The organism is Arthrobacter sp. ISL-48 (assembly GCF_018613805.1).
Taxonomy (GTDB): domain Bacteria; phylum Actinomycetota; class Actinomycetes; order Actinomycetales; family Micrococcaceae; genus Arthrobacter.
In genome coordinates, this window is record NZ_JAGGPL010000022.1 from 72,011 (window position 1) to 91,297 (window position 19,287).

General features: G+C 64.8%; 17 protein-coding genes. 11 read left to right on the forward strand and 6 right to left on the reverse strand.

The annotated features are described in order from the left end of the window. Window positions 1–40: 40 nt before the first annotated feature. Both pheA and J7E83_RS18345 read right to left on the reverse strand, forming a co-directional pair. The gene (gene pheA / locus J7E83_RS18340) at window positions 41–1,018 is read right to left on the reverse strand and encodes a prephenate dehydratase (protein ID WP_214965072.1); all 978 of its coding nucleotides are present in this window, start codon (window positions 1,016–1,018) and stop codon (window positions 41–43) included. A 45-nt stretch (window positions 1,019–1,063) separates the two neighbouring features. Beyond that, entirely contained in the window at window positions 1,064–1,390 is a 327-nt protein-coding gene (locus J7E83_RS18345) for a rhodanese-like domain-containing protein (protein ID WP_214965074.1), read from the reverse strand. 109 nt (window positions 1,391–1,499) lie between these two features. On the opposite strand from J7E83_RS18345, the gene J7E83_RS18350 reads away from it, so the two are divergent. The 8 genes from J7E83_RS18350 to J7E83_RS18385 all read left to right on the forward strand — a co-directional run bounded on the left by J7E83_RS18350 (window position 1,500) and on the right by J7E83_RS18385 (window position 8,301). Further along, entirely contained in the window at window positions 1,500–2,243 is a 744-nt protein-coding gene (locus J7E83_RS18350; protein ID WP_214965076.1) for a peptidase E, read from the forward strand. Next, window positions 2,236–3,696 carry an amidase gene (locus J7E83_RS18355; protein ID WP_214965077.1) on the forward strand — a complete coding sequence of 487 codons (1,461 nt, stop codon included), beginning with the start codon at window positions 2,236–2,238 and terminating at the stop codon, window positions 3,694–3,696. Before J7E83_RS18350 ends, J7E83_RS18355 begins: the two co-directional genes overlap by 8 nt. A gap of 114 nt (window positions 3,697–3,810) precedes the next feature. After that, window positions 3,811–5,037 (forward strand): secretion protein HlyD, encoded by a 1,227-nt coding sequence (locus J7E83_RS18360; protein WP_214965079.1) that lies wholly within the window; start codon window positions 3,811–3,813, stop codon window positions 5,035–5,037. 11 nt (window positions 5,038–5,048) lie between these two features. Beyond that, a complete protein-coding gene (locus tag J7E83_RS18365; protein ID WP_214965227.1) occupies window positions 5,049–5,747 on the forward strand; it encodes an ABC transporter ATP-binding protein in 699 nt (232 codons plus the stop codon). Beyond that, entirely contained in the window at window positions 5,744–6,928 is a 1,185-nt protein-coding gene (locus tag J7E83_RS18370; protein ID WP_214965081.1) for an ABC transporter permease, read from the forward strand. Before J7E83_RS18365 ends, J7E83_RS18370 begins: the two co-directional genes overlap by 4 nt. A 163-nt stretch (window positions 6,929–7,091) precedes the next feature. After that, window positions 7,092–7,295, forward strand: a complete 204-nt coding sequence (locus J7E83_RS18375; RefSeq protein ID WP_214965088.1) for a hypothetical protein — start codon at window positions 7,092–7,094, stop codon at window positions 7,293–7,295. A 98-nt stretch (window positions 7,296–7,393) separates the two neighbouring features. Continuing rightward, complete coding sequence (locus tag J7E83_RS18380; RefSeq protein ID WP_214965090.1) at window positions 7,394–7,753, forward strand: hypothetical protein; 360 nt, start codon at window positions 7,394–7,396, stop codon at window positions 7,751–7,753. 80 nt (window positions 7,754–7,833) lie between these two features. Next, window positions 7,834–8,301 carry a lipopolysaccharide assembly LapA domain-containing protein gene (locus J7E83_RS18385; protein ID WP_251044082.1) on the forward strand — a complete coding sequence of 156 codons (468 nt, stop codon included), beginning with the start codon at window positions 7,834–7,836 and terminating at the stop codon, window positions 8,299–8,301. A 24-nt stretch (window positions 8,302–8,325) separates the two neighbouring features. Here the strand turns inward: J7E83_RS18385 and J7E83_RS18390 are convergent, their stop codons facing one another. Together J7E83_RS18390 and J7E83_RS18395 are read right to left on the reverse strand one after the other, a co-directional pair. Beyond that, entirely contained in the window at window positions 8,326–10,908 is a 2,583-nt protein-coding gene (locus tag J7E83_RS18390) for an ornithine decarboxylase (RefSeq protein ID WP_311379775.1), read from the reverse strand. Between the two features lie 217 nt (window positions 10,909–11,125). Further along, complete coding sequence (locus J7E83_RS18395; protein WP_251044115.1) at window positions 11,126–12,574, reverse strand: amino acid permease; 1,449 nt, start codon at window positions 12,572–12,574, stop codon at window positions 11,126–11,128. 377 nt (window positions 12,575–12,951) lie between these two features. On the opposite strand from J7E83_RS18395, the gene J7E83_RS18400 reads away from it, so the two are divergent. Further along, window positions 12,952–14,565: a helix-turn-helix domain-containing protein gene (locus J7E83_RS18400; protein ID WP_311379776.1), complete on the forward strand. Its 1,614-nt coding sequence runs from the start codon at window positions 12,952–12,954 to the stop codon at window positions 14,563–14,565. A 79-nt stretch (window positions 14,566–14,644) separates the two neighbouring features. Next, window positions 14,645–15,556: a glutaminase gene (locus J7E83_RS18405; protein WP_214965094.1), complete on the forward strand. Its 912-nt coding sequence runs from the start codon at window positions 14,645–14,647 to the stop codon at window positions 15,554–15,556. 51 nt (window positions 15,557–15,607) lie between these two features. Here J7E83_RS18405 and J7E83_RS18410 read toward each other — a convergent pair whose 3' ends face one another. Together J7E83_RS18410 and J7E83_RS18415 are read right to left on the reverse strand one after the other, a co-directional pair. Beyond that, on the reverse strand, window positions 15,608–16,213 hold the full coding sequence (locus J7E83_RS18410) for a DUF4190 domain-containing protein (RefSeq protein ID WP_214965095.1): 606 nt from the start codon (window positions 16,211–16,213) through the stop codon (window positions 15,608–15,610). Window positions 16,214–16,271: 58 nt separating this feature from the next. Continuing rightward, window positions 16,272–17,294, reverse strand: coding sequence for a nuclease-related domain-containing protein (locus J7E83_RS18415; RefSeq protein WP_251044084.1), 1,023 nt, complete (start codon window positions 17,292–17,294; stop codon window positions 16,272–16,274). A 249-nt stretch (window positions 17,295–17,543) separates the two neighbouring features. Between J7E83_RS18415 and pgm the strand changes: the two genes are divergently transcribed. Beyond that, window positions 17,544–19,226: a phosphoglucomutase (alpha-D-glucose-1,6-bisphosphate-dependent) gene (gene pgm / locus J7E83_RS18420; protein WP_214965096.1), complete on the forward strand. Its 1,683-nt coding sequence runs from the start codon at window positions 17,544–17,546 to the stop codon at window positions 19,224–19,226. Window positions 19,227–19,287 lie beyond the last annotated feature (61 nt).

Genomic DNA, 19,287 nt, shown 5'->3' on the forward strand with positions numbered 1-19,287 from the left:
ACAGTACCAGGCGTGCGGTAGTACTCCGGATGGCATTTACCTACGCTGTGGGCGAAGCTCCGGAAACGCTTTCCGCTATAGGTTCCCCCTGCAGGATGGCTCCCACCCATTCATGCGCGGCCTTGAATGCTTCGTCAGATGTGTGAGGCGCAATGTAGGCCGTCTGCGCATCCGCCCGCCCGTAGGAACCGAGGAAGCGGGTTGCCGGGCTAATGCGGTGCAACCCGGCCAAAGCGTCAGCCACGCGCGCGTCACCCACATGCCCGTCGGCGTCGATACTGAAGAAGTAGTGGCCAAGGTACTGTCCGGTAGGCCGGGACTCGATCCGGCTGAGGTTCACCCCGCGGGTGGCGAACTGGTCCAGGATTTCCATCAGGGCGCCGGGACGGTCCTCCGGGAGCGGCACCACCACCGTGGTCTTGTCCGCCCCGGTCCGTTCCGGCAGGACCCCTGGCCGGCTGACCAGGACAAACCGGGTCACCGCGCCAGGATTGTCGCCGATATTCTCCGCCAGGACCGACAGGCCCGGCTGCTCTTGGGCGACGATGGGTGCACAAATCGCGGCGTCGTAGTGCGCGTCCTGCTCCAGCAGCCCTACCGCCGACGCTGCCGTGGAGGATCCGGGCACATATTCCGCACCGGGAATGTTGTTCTCCACCCACAGCCGGCATTGCGCCCATGCGTGCCCATGCGTGGAGATTCGGCGGATATCGGAAACCGCCACGCCGGGCCGGGCGACCAGCACGAAGCTGATGGGCACCAGGACTTCGCGGATGATGCGGAGTTCCTGGCCGGTGGCGATGGCGTCGAGGGTGGCCGTCACCCCGCCCTCGACTGAGTTCTCAATGGGGACCATGGCCGCGTCCGCCGAACCGTCCCGGACCTTGTCCAGCGCGGCGTTCACATTGGACGCCGGGATACGGGTGGCCTGGGCGGCGTCGGGGACCTGCATCAGCGCCGCCTCGGTGAAGGTCCCTTCAGGCCCAAGAAAGGTGTACGTAACGGGGGACGCCGGCATGATGGTTCCTTTGTGGTGATGGACGGACGAATGGGTCGGCGGGGTTTAGAGCACCAGGGGCTTGAGTCCGTTATCGGAGACGAGCGGCTTCCCTGACTCGAGCCACTGGTCCATTCCACCGGCCACATTGATGGCAGCGTAGCCCTGGCCTGTGAGCCAGCCGGCAGCGCGGAACGAGCGGCCGCCCGTCCGGCAGATGACGTAAAGGTCCTCGTCAGGGTCAAGTTCGTCCAGTCGGGCCGGGAGCTGGTCCAGTGGGATGTGCACGGCGCCCTCTGCATGCCCGGCCACCCACTCGTAGTCTTCGCGGACGTCAAGGATCACGGCGTCGTCAGGGACGTCGTTGACTGGCACGGTATCGAAATCGCTCACGGAAGTCCTCTTTCGGAAAATCATGGTCTCTTCCCAGCCTAGCGCCAGCGCCTCACCCCGCTTTGGAAACGTGGACAAGTTACGCTTCTGAATGAACTTAGGAGGACGCATGCCCGCCGAGCAACCCACCATCCTGGCCACATCCGGGGGCTACAAGCCCGGATTTCGAACGCGGCTGGAGTTCAGCGGCTTGGTGCATCACGCCGTGGAGCTTTCCGGGGTCAGTGGCCGGGCGCCGCGGGTAGTCCATCTGGGCACCGCATCGGGCGACCAGCGCTGGTTTAACGCCGAACTGGATCAGGCAGCCCTGCTGGCCGGCTTCGACTTCAGCCACCTCAACCTTTTTTCGATGCCCAACCATGCGGATCCGGAGGCCCACCTCCTCGAGCAGGACGTGGTGTGGGTGAACGGCGGATCAGTGGTGAACCTGCTCGCTGTGTGGCGTGCACACGGACTGGACCACATCCTGCACCGTGCGTGGCAGCACGGAGTGGTGCTGGCAGGAGTCTCTGCGGGTTCCATCTGCTGGTTCCAGGGCGGCACCACAGACTCATTCGGGCCGGAGTTGCGCGCGGTGAACAACGGCCTGGCCTTCCTCGCTTGCGCCAATGGCGTCCACTACGATTCCGGGGAGCGACGCCGCCCCTTGGTGCATCGGCTCGTCGCTAACGGAACACTGGGGGAAACACACTGCACGGACGACGGCGTGGGGTTGGTTTATCACGGCACCGAACTGATGGAGGCCGTGACGGAAGTGCCGGGCAAGGGCGCCTTCATTGTCACTGCACAGGACGCGGATGACGGCGGGACTTCCGCCTCAGAGCTGCGACTGGAACCGCGCTTCCTTGGCTGAAATCCACGAACTTTCTGCCGTCCGGTTGTGCGCCGCACTGCAGGCGGGAGACCTCTCGGCCAGGGAGGTCTCCGCCCACTACCTGGCACGGATTGATTCCAAAAACAAGCTGCTGGGCGCTTTCGTTACAGTGACTGCAGAGCAGGCAATTGCCGATGCCGGCGCTGCCGACGCGCGGTACGCCCGGCTCCGAAGGGAGCCCGGGAGACGGCTAGCGATGCAGCCGCTCAGCAGCCGGGACGTTGAAGCCCTCCCCCTCCTCCACGGAATGCCACTCGGCTTCAAGGACCTCACGGACGTTGCGGGCGTGGTGACCACCCACGGCAGCGCCGCCGTGGACCACAAACCTGCCATTACCGACGGCGCACTGGTGGCGCTTCTGAAGTCCGCGGGCGCTGTATCCCTCGGTAAAACCCAGGTTCCGGAGTTCGGACTGACGGCTTACAGCGAAAACCGTATCGCCCCGCCGTCGCGAAATCCGTATGCCCCCAGCAGAAGCTCCGGCGGTTCTTCAGGGGGCAGCGCTGCCGCGGTCGCTGCAGGAATGCTTCCTTTCGCGCCAGGGACCGACGGCGGCGGTTCCGTCCGGATCCCGGCTGCGGCCTGCGGACTCGTCGGATTGAAGCCAGGCCGCGGGTTGGTCCCCTCCGGGGAGAGCTCGGGAGATCCGGCGCGGCTGGTCGTGGCGGGCCCCCTCGCCCGGACCGCCGAGGACGCGGCCCTCATGATGGATGCACTGGCGCCACAGCCTGCCGCCAGTTACCTGGAACAATTGCGGCAGGTGCCGGGCCGGCTGCGGATCGGCCTGACGCTGGACAGCCCTTGGTCCACCACCTTCCCCTTCACCCCGGAGCAGGAAGCCCTGGACGCGTTGCGCACCGGAACACACCTGCTGGAACACGCAGGACACACCGTCGCGGAGGCGTCCGTCGGCTACGACAACCGCTACCCGGATGCTTTCACCACCGCATGGACCGCCGCCGTCGGAACGGCCAGGATCACTCCCCAACGCGAGGCGCTGCTGGCACCGCTGACCCGGACGTTCAGGCGTCGCGCGCAGCAGCGCAGCGCCGCCAAGCTCAACGAATCCGTCGCGTTCCTGCGGCAGTTCCAGCGCGACACCGTCACGCAGTACCGGCAGTGGGACCTGATGCTGATGCCCGCACTTGCACAAACGCCCCGACCTGTCGGCTGGTTTACGGGGGCGGCCCATGGGGACGGCCACTGGCCTGCGCAGGAGTGGGCCGGAGACGCCGACGGCGATTACCGCAAGCAGTGTGAATTCGCGCCCTGGTCCTCCATGGTGAACGTCTGCGGCCTCCCTGCCATCACCGTTCCCGTGCACTGGACGGGCGGTCAGCCGGGAATGGGCCTGCCGATGGGCATCCAGCTGGTGGGGCCCATGGGATCGGAACTCCTCCTGCTTCAGGTTGCGGCACAGCTCGGCTTCTAGCCGCACATCCGGAGCAGTCAACTACAAGCCTTTCCCAGTTTTTGAGTTGGCTGACTATATGCTGAGTATGCATCTCCAGGAGAGGTGCTCTCGAAGTTACTGATGGGGGCAGGAATGAGAGTTTTCAGGCGTGTCATTTTGCCGACAGCGTGGCTGGCAGTCTTCGCAGTCATTGCGGTGTCGTTGATTAAAATCGCTTTCGTCGATGGGATGGAACCGGAACCGGCGGTGGCTGGCCCAGGGGCCGAAGTCGCTATTCCCGTAGTCCAGGCCTCCCGGGCGACGGTCACCAACAAAGTGGAGATCAAGGCGACCGTCCAAAATGACGCCGCGGTTGGCGTGCGGAACACCGTGGCCGGCGTCGTGATGTACATTTTCGTGGAGCCCGGCGCGAAGGTGAGCTCCGGAGATGCCCTGTACCAGGTCCGGGGTGAAGTTCAGCCTGCGCGGCCGGAAGTTGAGGCCAGCGCTGAGGCGGCAACCGGAACAGGAGTGCAGGGTTCCGAGGTCCCGCAGCCATCCCGGACGACGGCCCTGCCCACGTATACCTATACCGATGTGCTGGCACCGGCTGGCGGTCAGCTCAAGACCTTGGACGTACTGATCGACCAACAGGTCAGCGTCGGCCAGGCTGCCGGATCAGTCGACCCCGGAACCTACACTGTCAGCGGCTCTGTAGACGCTGCCCAGCAATACCGGCTCCTGGCCAAGCCAGGCTCAGCGCAAGTCTCGCTTGTCGGCGGTCCCGCTCCGTTCACCTGTCCCGCTGTGGACCTGAAGAGCGTGACCGGCGCAGCCGGAGAGGCTGCCGTCACCAGCGGTCTCGCCGGGGGTCTTGGCGGGGGCGTAAGCCGCACGGTCCCCTACGCCACAGCGGGTCCCGGAGCTTCCGGCGGGGCGCCCGAGCAGGGTGGAACGCCCACTGGAACCCTTAGCTGCGCTGTCCCGACAGATGTTGAAGTCTTTGCGGGACTGGGGGCCACTATGACCGTCACTGCCGGCGAGGCCGTCAACGTTGTCACGGTGCCGCTCACGTCCGTGGAAGGCAGCGTCAAGGAAGGCATCGTCTGGCTCGCAGGGGCAGGCATGGCCCCCAACGCCGGCAGCGCTGCGGCCGGCGCGCCTGCCGGCACGGCACCGGCTGATGGAACACCGCCAGGCAGCCCTATGGGCGAACCCCAGCAGCGCAAGGTCAAACTGGGCCTCAACGATGGTTCCCTGGTGGAGGTGGTCTCGGGGCTGGCCGAAGGCGAAGCGGTCCTTGAGTTCATTCCCGGCGCACCCGCGCAAGCGCCCATGGGGCCGCAGTTCGGCGGGCCGGGCTTTCCGATGGGTGGCTAACCGTGGAGGAACTGGTAGCCCTCAAAGGCGTGACCCGGACGGTCGTGCTGCCTGATGACCAGGAGCTCCATATTCTCCGCGGAGTTGACCTCGCTGTTCACAGCGGCGACCACACAGCAGTGGTGGGACGGTCCGGTTGCGGCAAGTCCACCCTGCTGAACCTGCTCGGGCTCCTCGACGTGCCCACCAGCGGGGAACTCAACTTCCAGGGAACGCCGGTGCAGCAACTGAACGGCGGCGCCAGGGCAAGGCTCCGCGGGGAGGCCGTGGGATTTGTGTTCCAGCAGTTCAACCTGCTGCCGGGCCGTAGCGCACTGGACAATGTCATCACACCTTTGCTTTACGCCCGCGGTACCCAATTCTGGCGGCGCAGGGAGATAGCCATGGACATCCTTGACCGGGTGGGCCTTGCCCACCGCGCCCAGACGCTGCCCAACATGCTCTCCGGCGGTGAACAGCAAAGAGTTGCCATCGCCCGTGCACTGGTCCGCCGACCCCGCCTTATCCTTGCGGATGAGCCTACCGGCGCCCTCGATGTGGATACAGGACAAGCAGTCATGGCGCTGCTGGACACTGTGGCAACCGAATCCGGCGCGGCCCTCATCACCATCACCCACGATGTCAACGTCGCGTCCCTTGCGCGGGCCTGCTACCGGCTGGAAACAGGCGTCCTCTCCGTTACCGACGTACCGATGGGAGTGAGCGCGTGACCGGGATTATTTCTGCCCTCGTGGAAGCCTGGCAGGAACTGCGGATCAACAAGACCCGCATTCTTCTGGCGCTCGTGGGAGTGGCACTCTCCGTGGCCGCCCTGACCTCGGTAGTGGGTTTAGGAAACCTGGCACGTGAAGGTTTCAAAGCGTCCTCAGAACAAAACGGCGGGCGCGCCGCAACCCTTGGCATCGGGGTCTTTGGGCCAACCCCGCCGGATCAGCAAAAACTTGAGGAGGCGTACCAGGGCGTCATCGACCGCTACGGGATCACCTACTATTCACATTCAGACCAGGCACAGCATTCCTTCCAGTCCCCTTACGGCGTGCAGCAGGTGAACCTGCAACTTGTGGATCCCGGCTATGGGGTGATCCACCGCCTGGACGTCCGCCAGGGCGGATGGTTTGCTGCCGACGACGAAAATCGGCTGGCCCCGGCATTGGTTGTCTCAGAGGGCTTCTACAACGCGGCGGGACGGCCGAACCTCACCACAAATCCAAAAGTCCAGCTGCTGGGAACTCAGGAGACGACGGCGGTGATCATCGGGGTGGTTCCCGATCAGTTCCCCCAGGCACCGCCGTCGGCCTTTATGCTGACCGGGGCAGCGGACCGCGCGGATATTTCCTCGGGAGGGTTCAGCCAGTTCAAACTTTGGGTTGGGGACGATCAGGCCGAAGCGCTCAAACTTGCCATCACTTCAGACCTGCAGCGGCAATTTCCCGGCATGCAGGTGCAGGTGGACCGGATGGACTACGCCAGCTACGGGGATCCGTTCGCAACTGTCCAGCTTGCCGTCGGTGGCATTGCCGGGCTTGTCCTTCTCCTGGGAGCGGTGGGCATGCTGAACATTTCAATGGTCACTGTCCGGTACCGGGTGCGTGAAATCGGCATCCGCCGCAGCTTTGGCGCAACTTCACAGCGGATTTTCCTCGGCGTCATGATGGAATCCGTTGTGGCTACGGCAGTAGCCGGGATCGTGGGGGTCATGATTTCCGTGGCAGTCGTGAAGAACCCGTGGATCCAGGCCCATATCGCACCGGGCCTCAAGGAGTACCCGGGGTTTCCGGTTGAGGCCGCAATACTCGGCCTGGGCTCCGCGGTGCTCGTGGGCGCGTTGGCGGGCGCCATCCCGGCCCTGGTTGCCGTCCGGATCAAGGTGATTGACGCCATTCGCTTCTAGCTGCCTCAGGAAGTCCCCGTGGCCCTACCCTGAGGAGGCCTGGCATCTGATGACCGAAAACCGGTGACCCTGGAAAGCCGCGAATTGGACTATTCGGGCGGGGTGTCGACTCGGAGGCAGATACGGAGGACGATTAAAGGGCAATCACTATTAGGAGGTTGTGATGTGCTATTCATCGAGTAAGGACTTCGGGTGGGGTATCCGCAAGGAAACCCAACGCGAGCCAGAGGCAAAGCAGGAAAAGCAGCCGGCCGGTCCGGAGCCGGACCTGACCGAACCCGAATTCAAGTTCTGGGCTTTCGCCCCCCGCCGGAAGGCACCAACGGTCCAGGAGCCTGCTGCTGACCACACCTTCGAGAAGGTCTGACAAGCTGGCATGACCCAATATCCGGGAAGGGCCCCGTTCACGTTTGAGCGAGGCCCTTCCGGCTGGGCCCGGATGGGGCGATGCCGGACAATGGAGCCATGCGGGGACTTTATGCGCACAACGCCAGACTCCGGATGGACGCTGATGCCGACCTCCGCGCTCCGGGCGCCGCCATCACGCTTGCACTCTGCGGGAGCTGGGAGCACAAGCCGCCCTGTCCACTTGCAGGGCACCACACCAGCGCTGAGCGGACCGGCGGAACCGTCCGCGTGAAAGTCATCTTCGCCACCGAGCCGGAGCATCTGGCCGAGGTCCGCCGCAGGATGGAAGACGCCCTCAGCGCGGAATCCGTCGCCGGGCCGGAAGGCGTGGTGACCGTCTGGGTCCTGGAGGCCAGCGGGGCCGGGGAACTGGCGCAAGCCGAACGTGAGCACGCCCGCCGGCTCGCCGACGGCTGACTTCTGCTCCGCCGCTATACACCGCTGCCGGACGGCCATTATGGTGGGACTATAAGTATGCTTACTAAAGAGGTGGCGAGATGAGTACAGGACAATCCATGCCTGCGGGCGGTGTAGAGCGGCAGCCTCAGACCGGTGAGGAATATGCAGGGCAGCCGGTGGCGAAGTCCAGCCCGGCCAATCCTCCCGCAACCCAGGGGCCAGCCGCCCCCGGGACCACCGCGGCCGCCCCGGCAACCCCCACACCGGCCGCGCCCCCGCCAGCAGCCGCGCCTTCGGCAGCCCCGCGGGTCACGCGGGCCGGGGTGGTGTGGGCAGCGGTGGTTGCAGCATTGGTGCTCCTCATCCTGCTGATCATCTTCATTTTGCAAAACCAGGAGCAGGTTGCCGTCAGATACCTGGGGCTGGAAGGATCCGTCCCGTTGGGCATGGCCCTGTTCATAGCCAGCGTCACCGGTGGCGTCCTGGTGGCCATCGCGGGCGGTGCCCGGATCCTGCAGCTCAGGTACAACGCCCACCGGTCGAGGCTGGGACAAACCCGCTCCTAGGACAGCCGCACGCCTCTGGCCGGATCAGTCCGCGGCAAGCCAGGCCGAAGAGAAGACCCTGTAGCCCAGGGCAGGGTCGAAACCATGGACCTCCCGGGTGTCCAACGCGGCCATGAAGGCCAGGGCGTTTCCCGTGATCACCTGGCCCGGCACCAGGATGGGGAAGCCTGGAGGGTACGGCGTGACGAAACCGGCGGAAACAACTTCCTGGCCGGCCTCCACCCGCGCGGCAAGCTCGGTGGGCTCCAGGTACTCCGTGGCCCCGTCCTTGTAGGTCTCGAAGTAGGCGGCCCGGAGGTTGCCGTCCGGGGTGGCGCCCGAACAGAAACGGCTGGCGAAACGGCTAAAGTCCGGAAGAGCAGGCGGGGAACTGCTGAGTGCTGTTATCCGCGCCTCCAGCGCCCCGAGTCCGCGTGGACCCAAAGTGCGCTTCTCCGTCTCGAACGATTCCGCCAGCTTCACCAGCACCTCCACCAGGTAGGCCACGGCGCTGCGTGAAGTGCCAATGTTGGTCATGAACAGCACGCTGTTCCGCGAAGTCTTGTTGACCTGGATGCCGTACTTGTCCATGAGGTGGTCGTGCTTGAAGGTGTCCCCGTCGACACCGGTGAGGCCGATATCCAGCGTGAGCCGGCTCGGGTCAACCACGAACTCGTCGCGGCGCCACGCCTCGTCGAAGGTGGACAGCCCGTGGTTCAGCGGCATGGAGCAGTCGGTCACCCTGAACTGCTCCGGTACCAGCTCGCGGGCGCCCAGTATTTGGAAGTACTTCTTCAGCAGCGGGTTGCGTGCCACCGCCTGGGCGATGCTGACGGCCAGGTCGGCCTGCTTTTGCACAAGGGCAAACCCTTCCAGCTCCGCCTGCCGCCGGCCGATGTCCAGGGACGCGAGGATCTGGTAGTTCGGCGACGTGGACGTGTGCGTCATGTAGGCCTCGCGGAAGGCCTCGCCGTTGAGCTGTTCGAAGTCCTGGTCGAACACATGGATCATCGATCCCTGGCGCAGCGACGTCATGGTCTTATGGGTCGACTGCGTCGCGTAGACCCGGAGCCGGGCCTTCGCCGGATCCGGAACGAGCCTGGTCTGCAGCCACGCCTCGTCAGCGGCACGTTCCCCGGTCGCCGGATCCGTGAGTTCCTGCGACTGCTCTGCGAATTGAAGCCTGTAGCCAGGATCCTGGAACTGCTCCTCAAGCCTCGCTGCCGCGGCCATTGCCGTCCGACGCCGGTACACCGGATGGAACGTGGCGAAGGCGAACCAGGCCTCATCCCAGAGGAAGACGAGGTCGGGCTTGATTGCCAGGCATTCCGCCATGACGCGCTCGGGATCATAGACAACGCCGTCGAACGTGCAATTGGTCAGCGTGATCATCTTGACGTGGTCGAGCCGGCCCGCGCGCCGGTAGTCCAGGAGCATCTTCTTGATGCTCTCCAGCGGAACGGCGCCGTAGAAGGAATACTGGTCCAGCGGGTAGGCGTCGAGGTAAGCCACCTGCGCCCCCGACAGCATCAGTGCGTAGTGGTGCGATTTGTGGCAGTTCCGGTCCACCAGGACGATGTCGCCTGGGGCCACGATGGCCTGGTGCACCACCTTGTTCGCCGTTGAAGTGCCGTTGGTGACAAAGAACGTTTTATGCGCCCCGAACGCGCGCGCCGCGAGGGTCTGGGCCTTCTTGATCGAGCCGTGTGGATCAAGCAGGGAATCCAGCCCGCCGGATGTCGCGGACGTCTCCGCGAGCAGCAGGTTCTGACCGTAGAAGTCTGCCATGTCCCGGATCCAGGGAGAGTTCGCCACTGAACCGCCCCGGGAAATCGGAAGGGCGTGGAAGACGCTGGCGGGCCTCCGGCTGTATTCCTGCAGGGCAGTGAAGAAGGGCGTTTCGTACCGGGCCGTCACGCCCGCGAGCAGGGACAGATGCAGGTCCAGCCGGTCCTCGCGGCGGAAAATCCGCGCGAAGCGGCGGGTCAGTGAACCGGCCAGCCCTTCGATGGCAACACCTGCTACGAGGTAGACGTCCAGCTCCGGCCGAAGCTGCTCGATCCGTTCAGCCAGCCGCAGGATGCGGTCGATGGGGCGCAGACGCTCCAAACCGTCTTCCACGTAACGGGAGACGAACCTCTTGAGGTCCGAGCCCATCGGCCTGGAGGCCGTAATGGCGAACCCCGGCCGAAGCACACAGGCCTGGATATCCGGGTTGAGCAGCAGTGCCACCAGTGCATCCTCGTAGGAAGAAACGACGTTCACGTCGTAGCTGAAGGTGTCGGCCGGCCGCTGCTGGGCCAGCATGTCGCCTTTCAGCGCCTCGGCGTCCCGCTCCGGAATATCATCAACCACAAGCACTTCAAAGCGCGGCCGCACCACTGTCGTTTCACCTGCCTCCTGGACTCCTGGATCGGCAGAACCGGAAATGCGGGGTGTGGGCTGCTCATGCCCGCGCCTGGGGCGCCACATGCCCGCCCGGGCTCCGTCCACCAGCTCGAGGGCCTCCTGGTACAGTCCGGCATGAATGAGGCCGCGGAGGCGTCCAACGGTGCCAAGTCCCGGAAACGCCCAGTAGGACTCCACCGAGCCCAGCAGGGCCGTTGCGCGCCGTATCTGTCCCAGCAAACCGGACTCCCCTGTGCCCGCTGGACTGGGGCGGTTGGTAAGTTGCTTTAGCGCATAGCCCAGGAACTCCCATGAATCCGCACGGATCCGCCATGCGCGGCTGGGGTTCCGATCTCCGGTTCCGCCGGCGGGACCCGCACAGCCGGGGACACGGCGTCGTACTTCATGCTGTTTTTCGTTCCGATTCTCATTCCGTTTTCCGCGGAGCTTTGGGTTTTCATGCTTTCCCACCCGCCAGTGCTGCTTCAGCCCGGCGCCGATGTGTGGAGTGCCAGCCAAGGCCGAGCAGCGGAACCAGTACCAGCGAGGAGAGCAGGACCCACCGTCCCGTCTCGGAAAAGCCCATGGTGACCAACACGAATGCGAGGAATGCCAGCGTCAGGTAGGACGTAAATGGCGCACCGAAAAGCCTGAACGAGGGCCGGACAGCCTTGCCCTGCCGGACCCACTTCTGGAGCTTGATGTGGCAGAGCATGATGGTGGCCCAGCCGCCGATGATGCCTACGGCGGAGATCTCCAGGACGATTTCGAAGACCTGGGAAGGCACCAGGGCGTTGAGGCCAACCCCCAGCAGCGTGACGACGGCGGTGAGCAGGATTCCGCCGTATGGCACCCCGCTGTGGCTCATCCGGGAGGTGAACGCCGGCGCGGACCCGTTGACGGCCATGGACCGGAGAATGCGCCCGGTGGAGTAGAGACCGGCGTTCAGGCTGGACAGGGCCGCCGTGAGCACCACGAAGTTCATGACCGACGCCGACACCGCCGCCGACTCCGGCGAGCCCAGGTGCGAGAAAAACGTGACAAACGGGGACTCGCCCGCTTTGTAGGCCGTGAAGGGAAGGAGCAGTGACAGTAGCAGCACCGAACCGATGTAGAAGATGGCGATCCGGGCCACCACGGTGTTCACCGCCTTCGGCATCACCTTCTCGGGATTTGCCGTTTCGCCGGCGGCCGTGCCGACCAGTTCGATCGCTGCATAGGCAAAGACCACGCCGCTGATCGCCAGCAGCGGCGCCACTGCCCCGGTGGGGAAGGCTCCGCCGTTGTCCAGCAGGACGCCGATTCCCGGCGTTCCGGCGTCCGTTTTGCCACCCAAGACGATAAAGGAGACGCCCACAATGAGGAACAGGATCAGCGCCGCCACCTTTGTCAGCGCGAACCAGAACTCCATTTCGCCGAACACCTTCACAGAGACCAGATTCAGGCCCAGCACCACCACCAGCGCCAGTAGCGCGATGACCCACTGCGGAATGTCCCGCACCGGTCCCCAGTACGGCGCCCAAAACTTCACGTAAAGGGCGACGGCGGTGACGTCAACGATGGAGGTCATGGCCCAGTTGAGGAAATACAGCCAGCCGGCCGTGTATGCCATCTTTTCGCCGTAGAACTCCCTGGCGTAGGACACGAAGGAGCCCGACGACGGGCGGTAGAGCACCAGTTCGCCGAGTGCGCGCAGGATGAGGAAGGCAAAGAAGCCGCAGACGGCGTAGACCAGGACCAGGGCCGGGCCGGACCCGTTCAGCCTGCCTCCGGCACCCATGAACAGGCCCGTACCGATGGCTCCACCAATGGCGATCATCTGGATTTGCCGCGGCGAGAGGGTTTTGTGGTAGCCGGCCTCTTCGCTGGAAAAATCCTGCGCAGCAATCGTCCTGTCCGCCAGCAGCTCCCTGCCGTTGTCGAGGGCCGCTGCAGTGTCCGTGGTTTGTGTCCCGGCCGGGGCCGCCTTCACGACGGCTTCCCGCAGTTGCTGAAACAAGTCATTCGTGGGGTCTCCTTTGACTCCTTGCGCCGTCCAGTGCGGCGGACGGTCCGGTGCGTTCTGCGGCCTCCAGGCATCTTTGCCGGGAAGGCCGGTATCCAACTCTAGGGATCCAGGGCTAGCTTTGTTTTGGGATGGCCGCCAAATTCAGGTCGGCCCAATTGTGCCGGGAACCAATTTCGATCAGGGCGAACGCGAGTAACGTACATGGCTGTGGCAATAGCCGCCGGCTCCGCGGAGCATCAAACTTGATAAGCACCAGAAAGGGTCTGAACAAAGACGTGAGGCCTGAAGAGCAACCCGGCGACGCCATCCGTGTCACGCTCAGCGACATCCTGGAAGACCTCGGCGTCGACAATGCCGGGCTGCTGATGGCTCCGGGGCCGGAGAATGAACAGGTCCGCGAAACTGTGATTGTTGATCCGGAGGACGGCGCCGCCGTCGATCCCGGCGCCCTGGTGTTTCTGGTCGGGGCCCGCGGGCGGGCTTCGCTGCCCAAAGTGCGGGCCTTGCTGGCCGACGGACCCGTGGCTATAGCTATCAAAGGTTCCGAGGCGGACCTGGCGGCCGTCCGGGAGGTCCTGGACGGAACCGGGACGGGGCTCATTGCCGTTGCCGCAGAGGCACGGTGGGACCAGCTTGAAGGGATCGCGACTGACCGCCTCCGCGAATCACTCCCGTCAGCCGACACGTCCACGCTGATGCAGCGTGACCTTTTTGGCATCGCCCAGACCACTGCCACCCTAACCGGCGGCCACGTGGTGATCGAGGATCCGGCCAACCGGGTGCTGGCCTACTCCCCGGCCTCCAACGACGTCGACGAGCTGCGCAGGCTGTCCATCCTGGCCCGCCGGGGGCCCGAGCGGTACCAGAAACTGCTCAAGGAATCCGGCGTGTACAAGCATCTGCAGGCCGGTGAAGTCCCCATCCACATACCGGCCAACCCGGAGGAAGGACTCCGTGAGCGGGTAGCAATCGCCATCTTCGCCGGCCGCAGGATCCTGGGCTACATCTGGCTGCAGGAGGGGACAGAACGCCTTGCGGCCAACACGGACAGGATTATGGTGGGTTCCGCCCGGCACGCCGCCATCGAGCTGGTGAGGCACCGCAACGAACAGTCCCAGTCCATGCGCCGGGACCGGGTGTCCAGTCTTCTCAGCGGGACGGCCCAGATCCATTCCCAGGCGCAGTCTGCCGGACTGGATCCTTCCAGGCCGGCCGCACTGGTGCTGGTCTCCTCCGGCGGCCTGCACCAGTCGGCGCCGGGCCTTCAGCTCCAGCGCGGCGAACTCGCCAACCTCGTGTCGATCCATGCCGCCGGTTACCGGCCCGGTGCCGTGGTCGGGGCCCTCGGACTGGAAACAGCCATCATCCTGCCGGACCTGGATCCGGTAAAGTCCCCGGCCGCGATCAGCAGGCTGGTGAACGTAATCGTCCGCGACGCCGGAGCCCACTTGGACCTGCAGGTGCAGGCCGCCATCGGGCCCGTGGTTAACCGTCTGGACAAGCTCCACACCTCACTGGAGCACGTGAGGAACGTACTGACAGTGCTCCGCACGGACCCGGCCCGCAAGGTGGCGTCGTTCAGCGAAGTGGAAACCACAGTGCTGGTCAATGAGCTGCTTGACCTGGTGGGATCCCGGCACGAACTCCGACACAAGGGCATCACGGAGCTCTGCGACCGATACCCGGAATTCGCCACAACACTGCTTGCCTACCTGGAATCGTTCGGCGACGTGAACCGGTGCGCCGAGGACCTGGTGATCCACCGCAACACCGTCCACTACCGGCTGCGCCGATCCTGCGAAGTGGCCGGGATCGACCTCCAGGATCCCGGACAACGCCTGTTGGCACACCTGCAGATCCGGCTGTGGACCCGGTCCCGACAACATTGACCCAGCGTTCCGATTTCCCGACCCGAACCCTCCCAACTCGACAGACCCTGCCAACTCGACAGAACAGAACACACGATCCATGGACATCCAAAATCTTCTCGACGACATCGTCGGATCCATCAAACCCCGGCTGGGGCAAGGCGAAGTGGCCAACTACATACCCCAGCTGGGGGCAGTGGACGCCGGCCAGTTCGGCATTTCCGTAGCCACGGGGGACGGCGAGGTCTACGCCTCTGGAGATGCCGCCGTGCCGTTCTCCATCCAGAGCATTTCCAAGGTATTCGCACTGGCCCTGGTTCTCGCCGGCGACGGCGACGGCATCTGGAGGCGAGTGTTCCGCGAACCTTCCGGCAACCCATTCAACTCCTTGGTGCAGCTGGAGCACGAGGACGGAATTCCGCGGAACCCCTTCATCAACGCAGGCGCCCTGGTGGTCACCGACAAGCTCCTGAGCATCACCGGCGATGCCTCGGGAGCAGTCCTGGACCTGCTGCGCCAGGAGAGCGGCAACAGCGCGATCGGGGTTGACGCCGTGGTGGCCGAGTCCGAGGCCAGGAACAGCAACCGGAACGCTTCCCTGGCGCACTTCCTTGCGAGCTGCGGCAATCTCGAGAACCCCGTGCAGGACGTGCTGGACAACTACATCCTGCAGTGCTCACTGGAGATGAGCTGCACGGACCTCGCCTTGGCCAGCAGGTTCCTGGCGAACAACGGCGTGCGGGTGGATGGCACGGCACTGCTGTCCTCACCGCAGACCAAACGGATCAACGCCGTAATGCTGACGTGCGGCACCTATGACGCCGCGGGCGAATTCGCCTACCGGGTGGGACTTCCCGGAAAGAGCGGAGTGGGCGGCGGAATCATCGCCGTGGTACCCAACAACTGCACCGTCTGCGTCTGGAGCCCCGGCTTGGGAAAATCCGGAAATTCCGTCGCAGGAGTCGCTGCGCTGGACGAGTTCACCACCAGAACCGGTCTGTCGATCTTCTGAAACGGCCGCTGTGTGCTCTGGGCCTACGGCCGGGGCAGTGCGGCGGACGTCCTAGTACGAGTAACTGGAACTCGTACCGTACATCGCCGCCGCGACGATGACGAAAACCCAGAAGGCCCCGTAGCCGAGCAGGCACAGGTACCCCAGGACCAGGCCTGTGATCGACATGCCCTTGCCTGAAGGTTCCCGCCGAAGCGCCAGATGGCCGGTGATGATCGCGGCAATCTGCGGGAGCAGGAACCAGCCCAGTATGACGGAGGCGATGCCACACACCATGCTGGCGATGCTGAGGCCTTTGGGCTCCGCAGGCATTCCGTAATACGCGGGCTGGCCATACGGGCTGGGAGGCTGGCCGTAGGCTCCCGCCGGCTGGCCGTAAGGGCTCCCCGGCTGGGCATACGGGCTTCCGGGCTGGGCATAGGGCGCTCCGTACTGCCCGCCGGGCTGGCCGTATTGGTCCTGGCCGTACTGCCCGCCGGGCTGGCCGTATTGGTCCTGGCCACCATACTGCTGGCCATGTTCATAGGCCGGTGGTGCAGGAATCTCGGAGCCCTGCGGAGGGACAAACTGCGGCGGCTGGTAGCCCGCGGGCGTCTCGCCCAGGCCTTGTCCGTCTGGTCCCTCTGGGTCAGGGCGTTGGGTCGGCTGGTCAGTCATGGTTTCCCCCTACAAAGTCTTTGCTCCCAGCCTACCGCCGTAGTCCCTGTCAAGCGCCCTACCGCCCCCAATACGGCAGGACATAGACGGCAAATGTCACAAAGGCCGCCAGAAAAAACAGCTTGCCCATTCCAGTCCCCGCATGCTCGTGGGCCCCGGCCTTCGTCCCGGTGGTGATGCCCTTGCGCACGCGGGCGCCCCTTCCCACGCCGATCCCCAGGGCCGGCTCAGGGAGACCTGGCCCTGAATCCGGCGACACCGCAGGCCGCCGTGACATAACTGACGGGAACTCAACTGAAGGCGACTTGGGTGCACGCGCTCGGGGCACCCTCACGTGGCTCACCGGTCCCTCAGCGCCCGGTCCCCCAACTCCCGGTCCCCCAACTCCTGGCGCCGTCCCCGCCGGGTTGACCACTCGCATACCCTCGCCCTGTTCCTGGGTCAGTTGTTCCCCCAACTGGGCATAAAGCCCCACCACAGTCTCCTGGTCAAGGGCCACGGGCAGCGCCAGGATGGCGTCCACAACGCGGTCGGTGCCTGCGACGGCCACATCCGAGCCGGTGATTCCAAAGAGGTCCGGCTGGGTCGCCATGCAGATCAGGGGGCGGGCAAACCGGCGAAGCCGGGGTGAAAGCACCGACGCCACGGCGGCGCACTGGGCAAGCGCACCTTCGACTGATTGTGTCCTCGAGTAGCGGCCCTGCCACAGCACACCGGAGGAGACGCGGACCTCGCCCGTCCAGTTCTTCGCGTCAACAACCACCACACCTGCCGGTCCGACCAGCACATGGTCCAGGTAGGCTTTGGGCCTGCCGGGCCAGTGGACATCATGCAGCACGTACCAGCCGTGTGGAATGAGCTGACTCAGCTTGTCCGCCACTATTCGTTCGTCGGCGGCGGCGGCGTCCCACGATTTTGTGGCCAGCTCGGTCTCGTCGAACTGGCACTTAAGACGCGCCACCCGCTCGGCAGCTAGTCTGGACTGTTCCGCCGCGCCTTCCCCTGCCACCATGCCACGCCCCCTGCTTTCCTGACGTCCGCGACGGCGGTGCTCGGCGCCGTCGTCCTTGATCTCCCCCAAATCCCCGGCTTATTTCCTGAATCATTCCAAGGTCTTTCCGGAGTTTTCTTGAAAGTAGCAGCGGCGCGGGCCGGTGGTATATAGGTACTTTTGGGCGGAGTACTCAGTTTCACTACTTGTTTCCGGCCGCAAGTTCTCACGTCTGTTCCAACGTTTGCTCCCGCCGCCTCGGGTGGAAATCTTCCGTCACAGGGGCAGTAATCCGGTCACGTCGTTTTTCCTCCGGCGCTCGTCTGGCATGCTGGTGCCATGGCTAGCCGCGCGGGCACAGTTGCCCAACCCCAGGACCTTGTTGATATCACTGCCCTCCTTGACGCGTATTACGACGTCACGCCGGATCTCAGCGATCCCGGCCAACGGGTGGCTTTTGGCACGTCCGGACACCGGGGCTCCAGCCTCAAAGCGTCGTTCAACGAGAAGCACATCGTCGCCATCACGCAGGCAATCGTGGAGTACCGCGCCGGGCAGGGCATCACCGGCCCACTGTTCCTGGCAAAAGACACGCACGCGCTCAGTGAACCGGCGCAAAACTCGGCCCTTGAGGTGCTCGCCGCCAACGGCGTCCAGGTGCTGATCGACGCCCGGCACGGCTACACGCCCACACCGGCTCTGAGCCACGCCATCCTCACCTACAACCGGAAAGCTCCCGCCGGCGCGCCGCAGGCCGACGGCATTGTGGTCACGCCCAGCCACAATCCGCCGGCGGACGGCGGCTTCAAGTACAACCCGCCGCATGGCGGCCCGGCTGACTCGGACGCCACCGGGTGGATCGCAAACCGCGCCAATGAGCTGCTCGAAAACGACCTCCGCGGCGTGAAGCGCATTCCCCTCGCAGATGCCATGGACGCCGACACCACCGGAAAGTTCGACTTCCTCAGCAGCTATGTTGACGACCTGCCGTCTGTGCTGAACCTTGATGCCATCCGCGACGCCGGCGTCCGCATCGGGGCCGATCCCATGGGCGGCGCCGCCGTGGACTACTGGGGCGAGATCGGTGAACGCCACCATCTGAACCTGACCGTGGTGAACCCCACGGTGGACCCGCAGTGGGCCTTCATGACCCTTGACTGGGACGAGAAGATCCGGATGGACTGCTCGTCGCCGTCGGCAATGGCCTCGCTCATCAACAGGATGTCCGACGCTGGCGCTGGTTCTGCGTCTGGTGCCGCCTTTGACATCGCCACGGGCAACGACGCCGACGCCGACCGCCACGGCATCGTGACACCTCTTGTCGACGGTGTGGGCGGGCTGATGAACCCGAATCACTACCTCGCCGTCGCCATCGACTACCTGTACCGGAACCGCAGCGGCTGGAACCCCGGCTCAGTGGTGGGCAAAACCCTGGTCTCGTCCTCCATCATCGACCGTGTCGCCGAGAGCCTGGGCCGCAAGTTGGTGGAAGTCCCCGTGGGATTCAAGTGGTTCGTTCCCGGGCTTCTCTCCGGTGAAGGCGCGTTCGGCGGCGAGGAATCGGCCGGCGCCTCCTTCAACAAGTTGGACGGAAGCGTCTGGACAACTGACAAGGACGGGATCCTGCTCGCACTGCTGGCCTCGGAAATCACGGCCGTGACCGGCAAGTCCCCGTCCCAGCTGTACAAGGGCCTGACGGACCAGTTCGGCGCACATGTCTACGCACGTATCGATGCAGCGGCCACCCGCGAGCAGAAGGCGGCACTCGGCAAGCTATCGCCGTCGGACGTCACCGCCACCGAGCTGGCGGGCGAGGCGATCACCGCCAAGCTCACTGAGGCGCCCGGCAACGGCGCGTCCATCGGCGGGCTCAAGGTGGTCACCGAGAACGCCTGGTTCGCGGCGCGCCCGTCCGGCACCGAGGACGTCTACAAGATCTACGCCGAATCCTTCAAGGGCGAGGACCACCTCAAGCAGGTCCAGGCGGAAGCCAAGGCGCTCGTGGACGGTGTCATCGCCTAACCTGGCCGCCTAAACACCAACGCTCTCTCACTTCCTGCATTAAAACGAACAACGCTCTCTC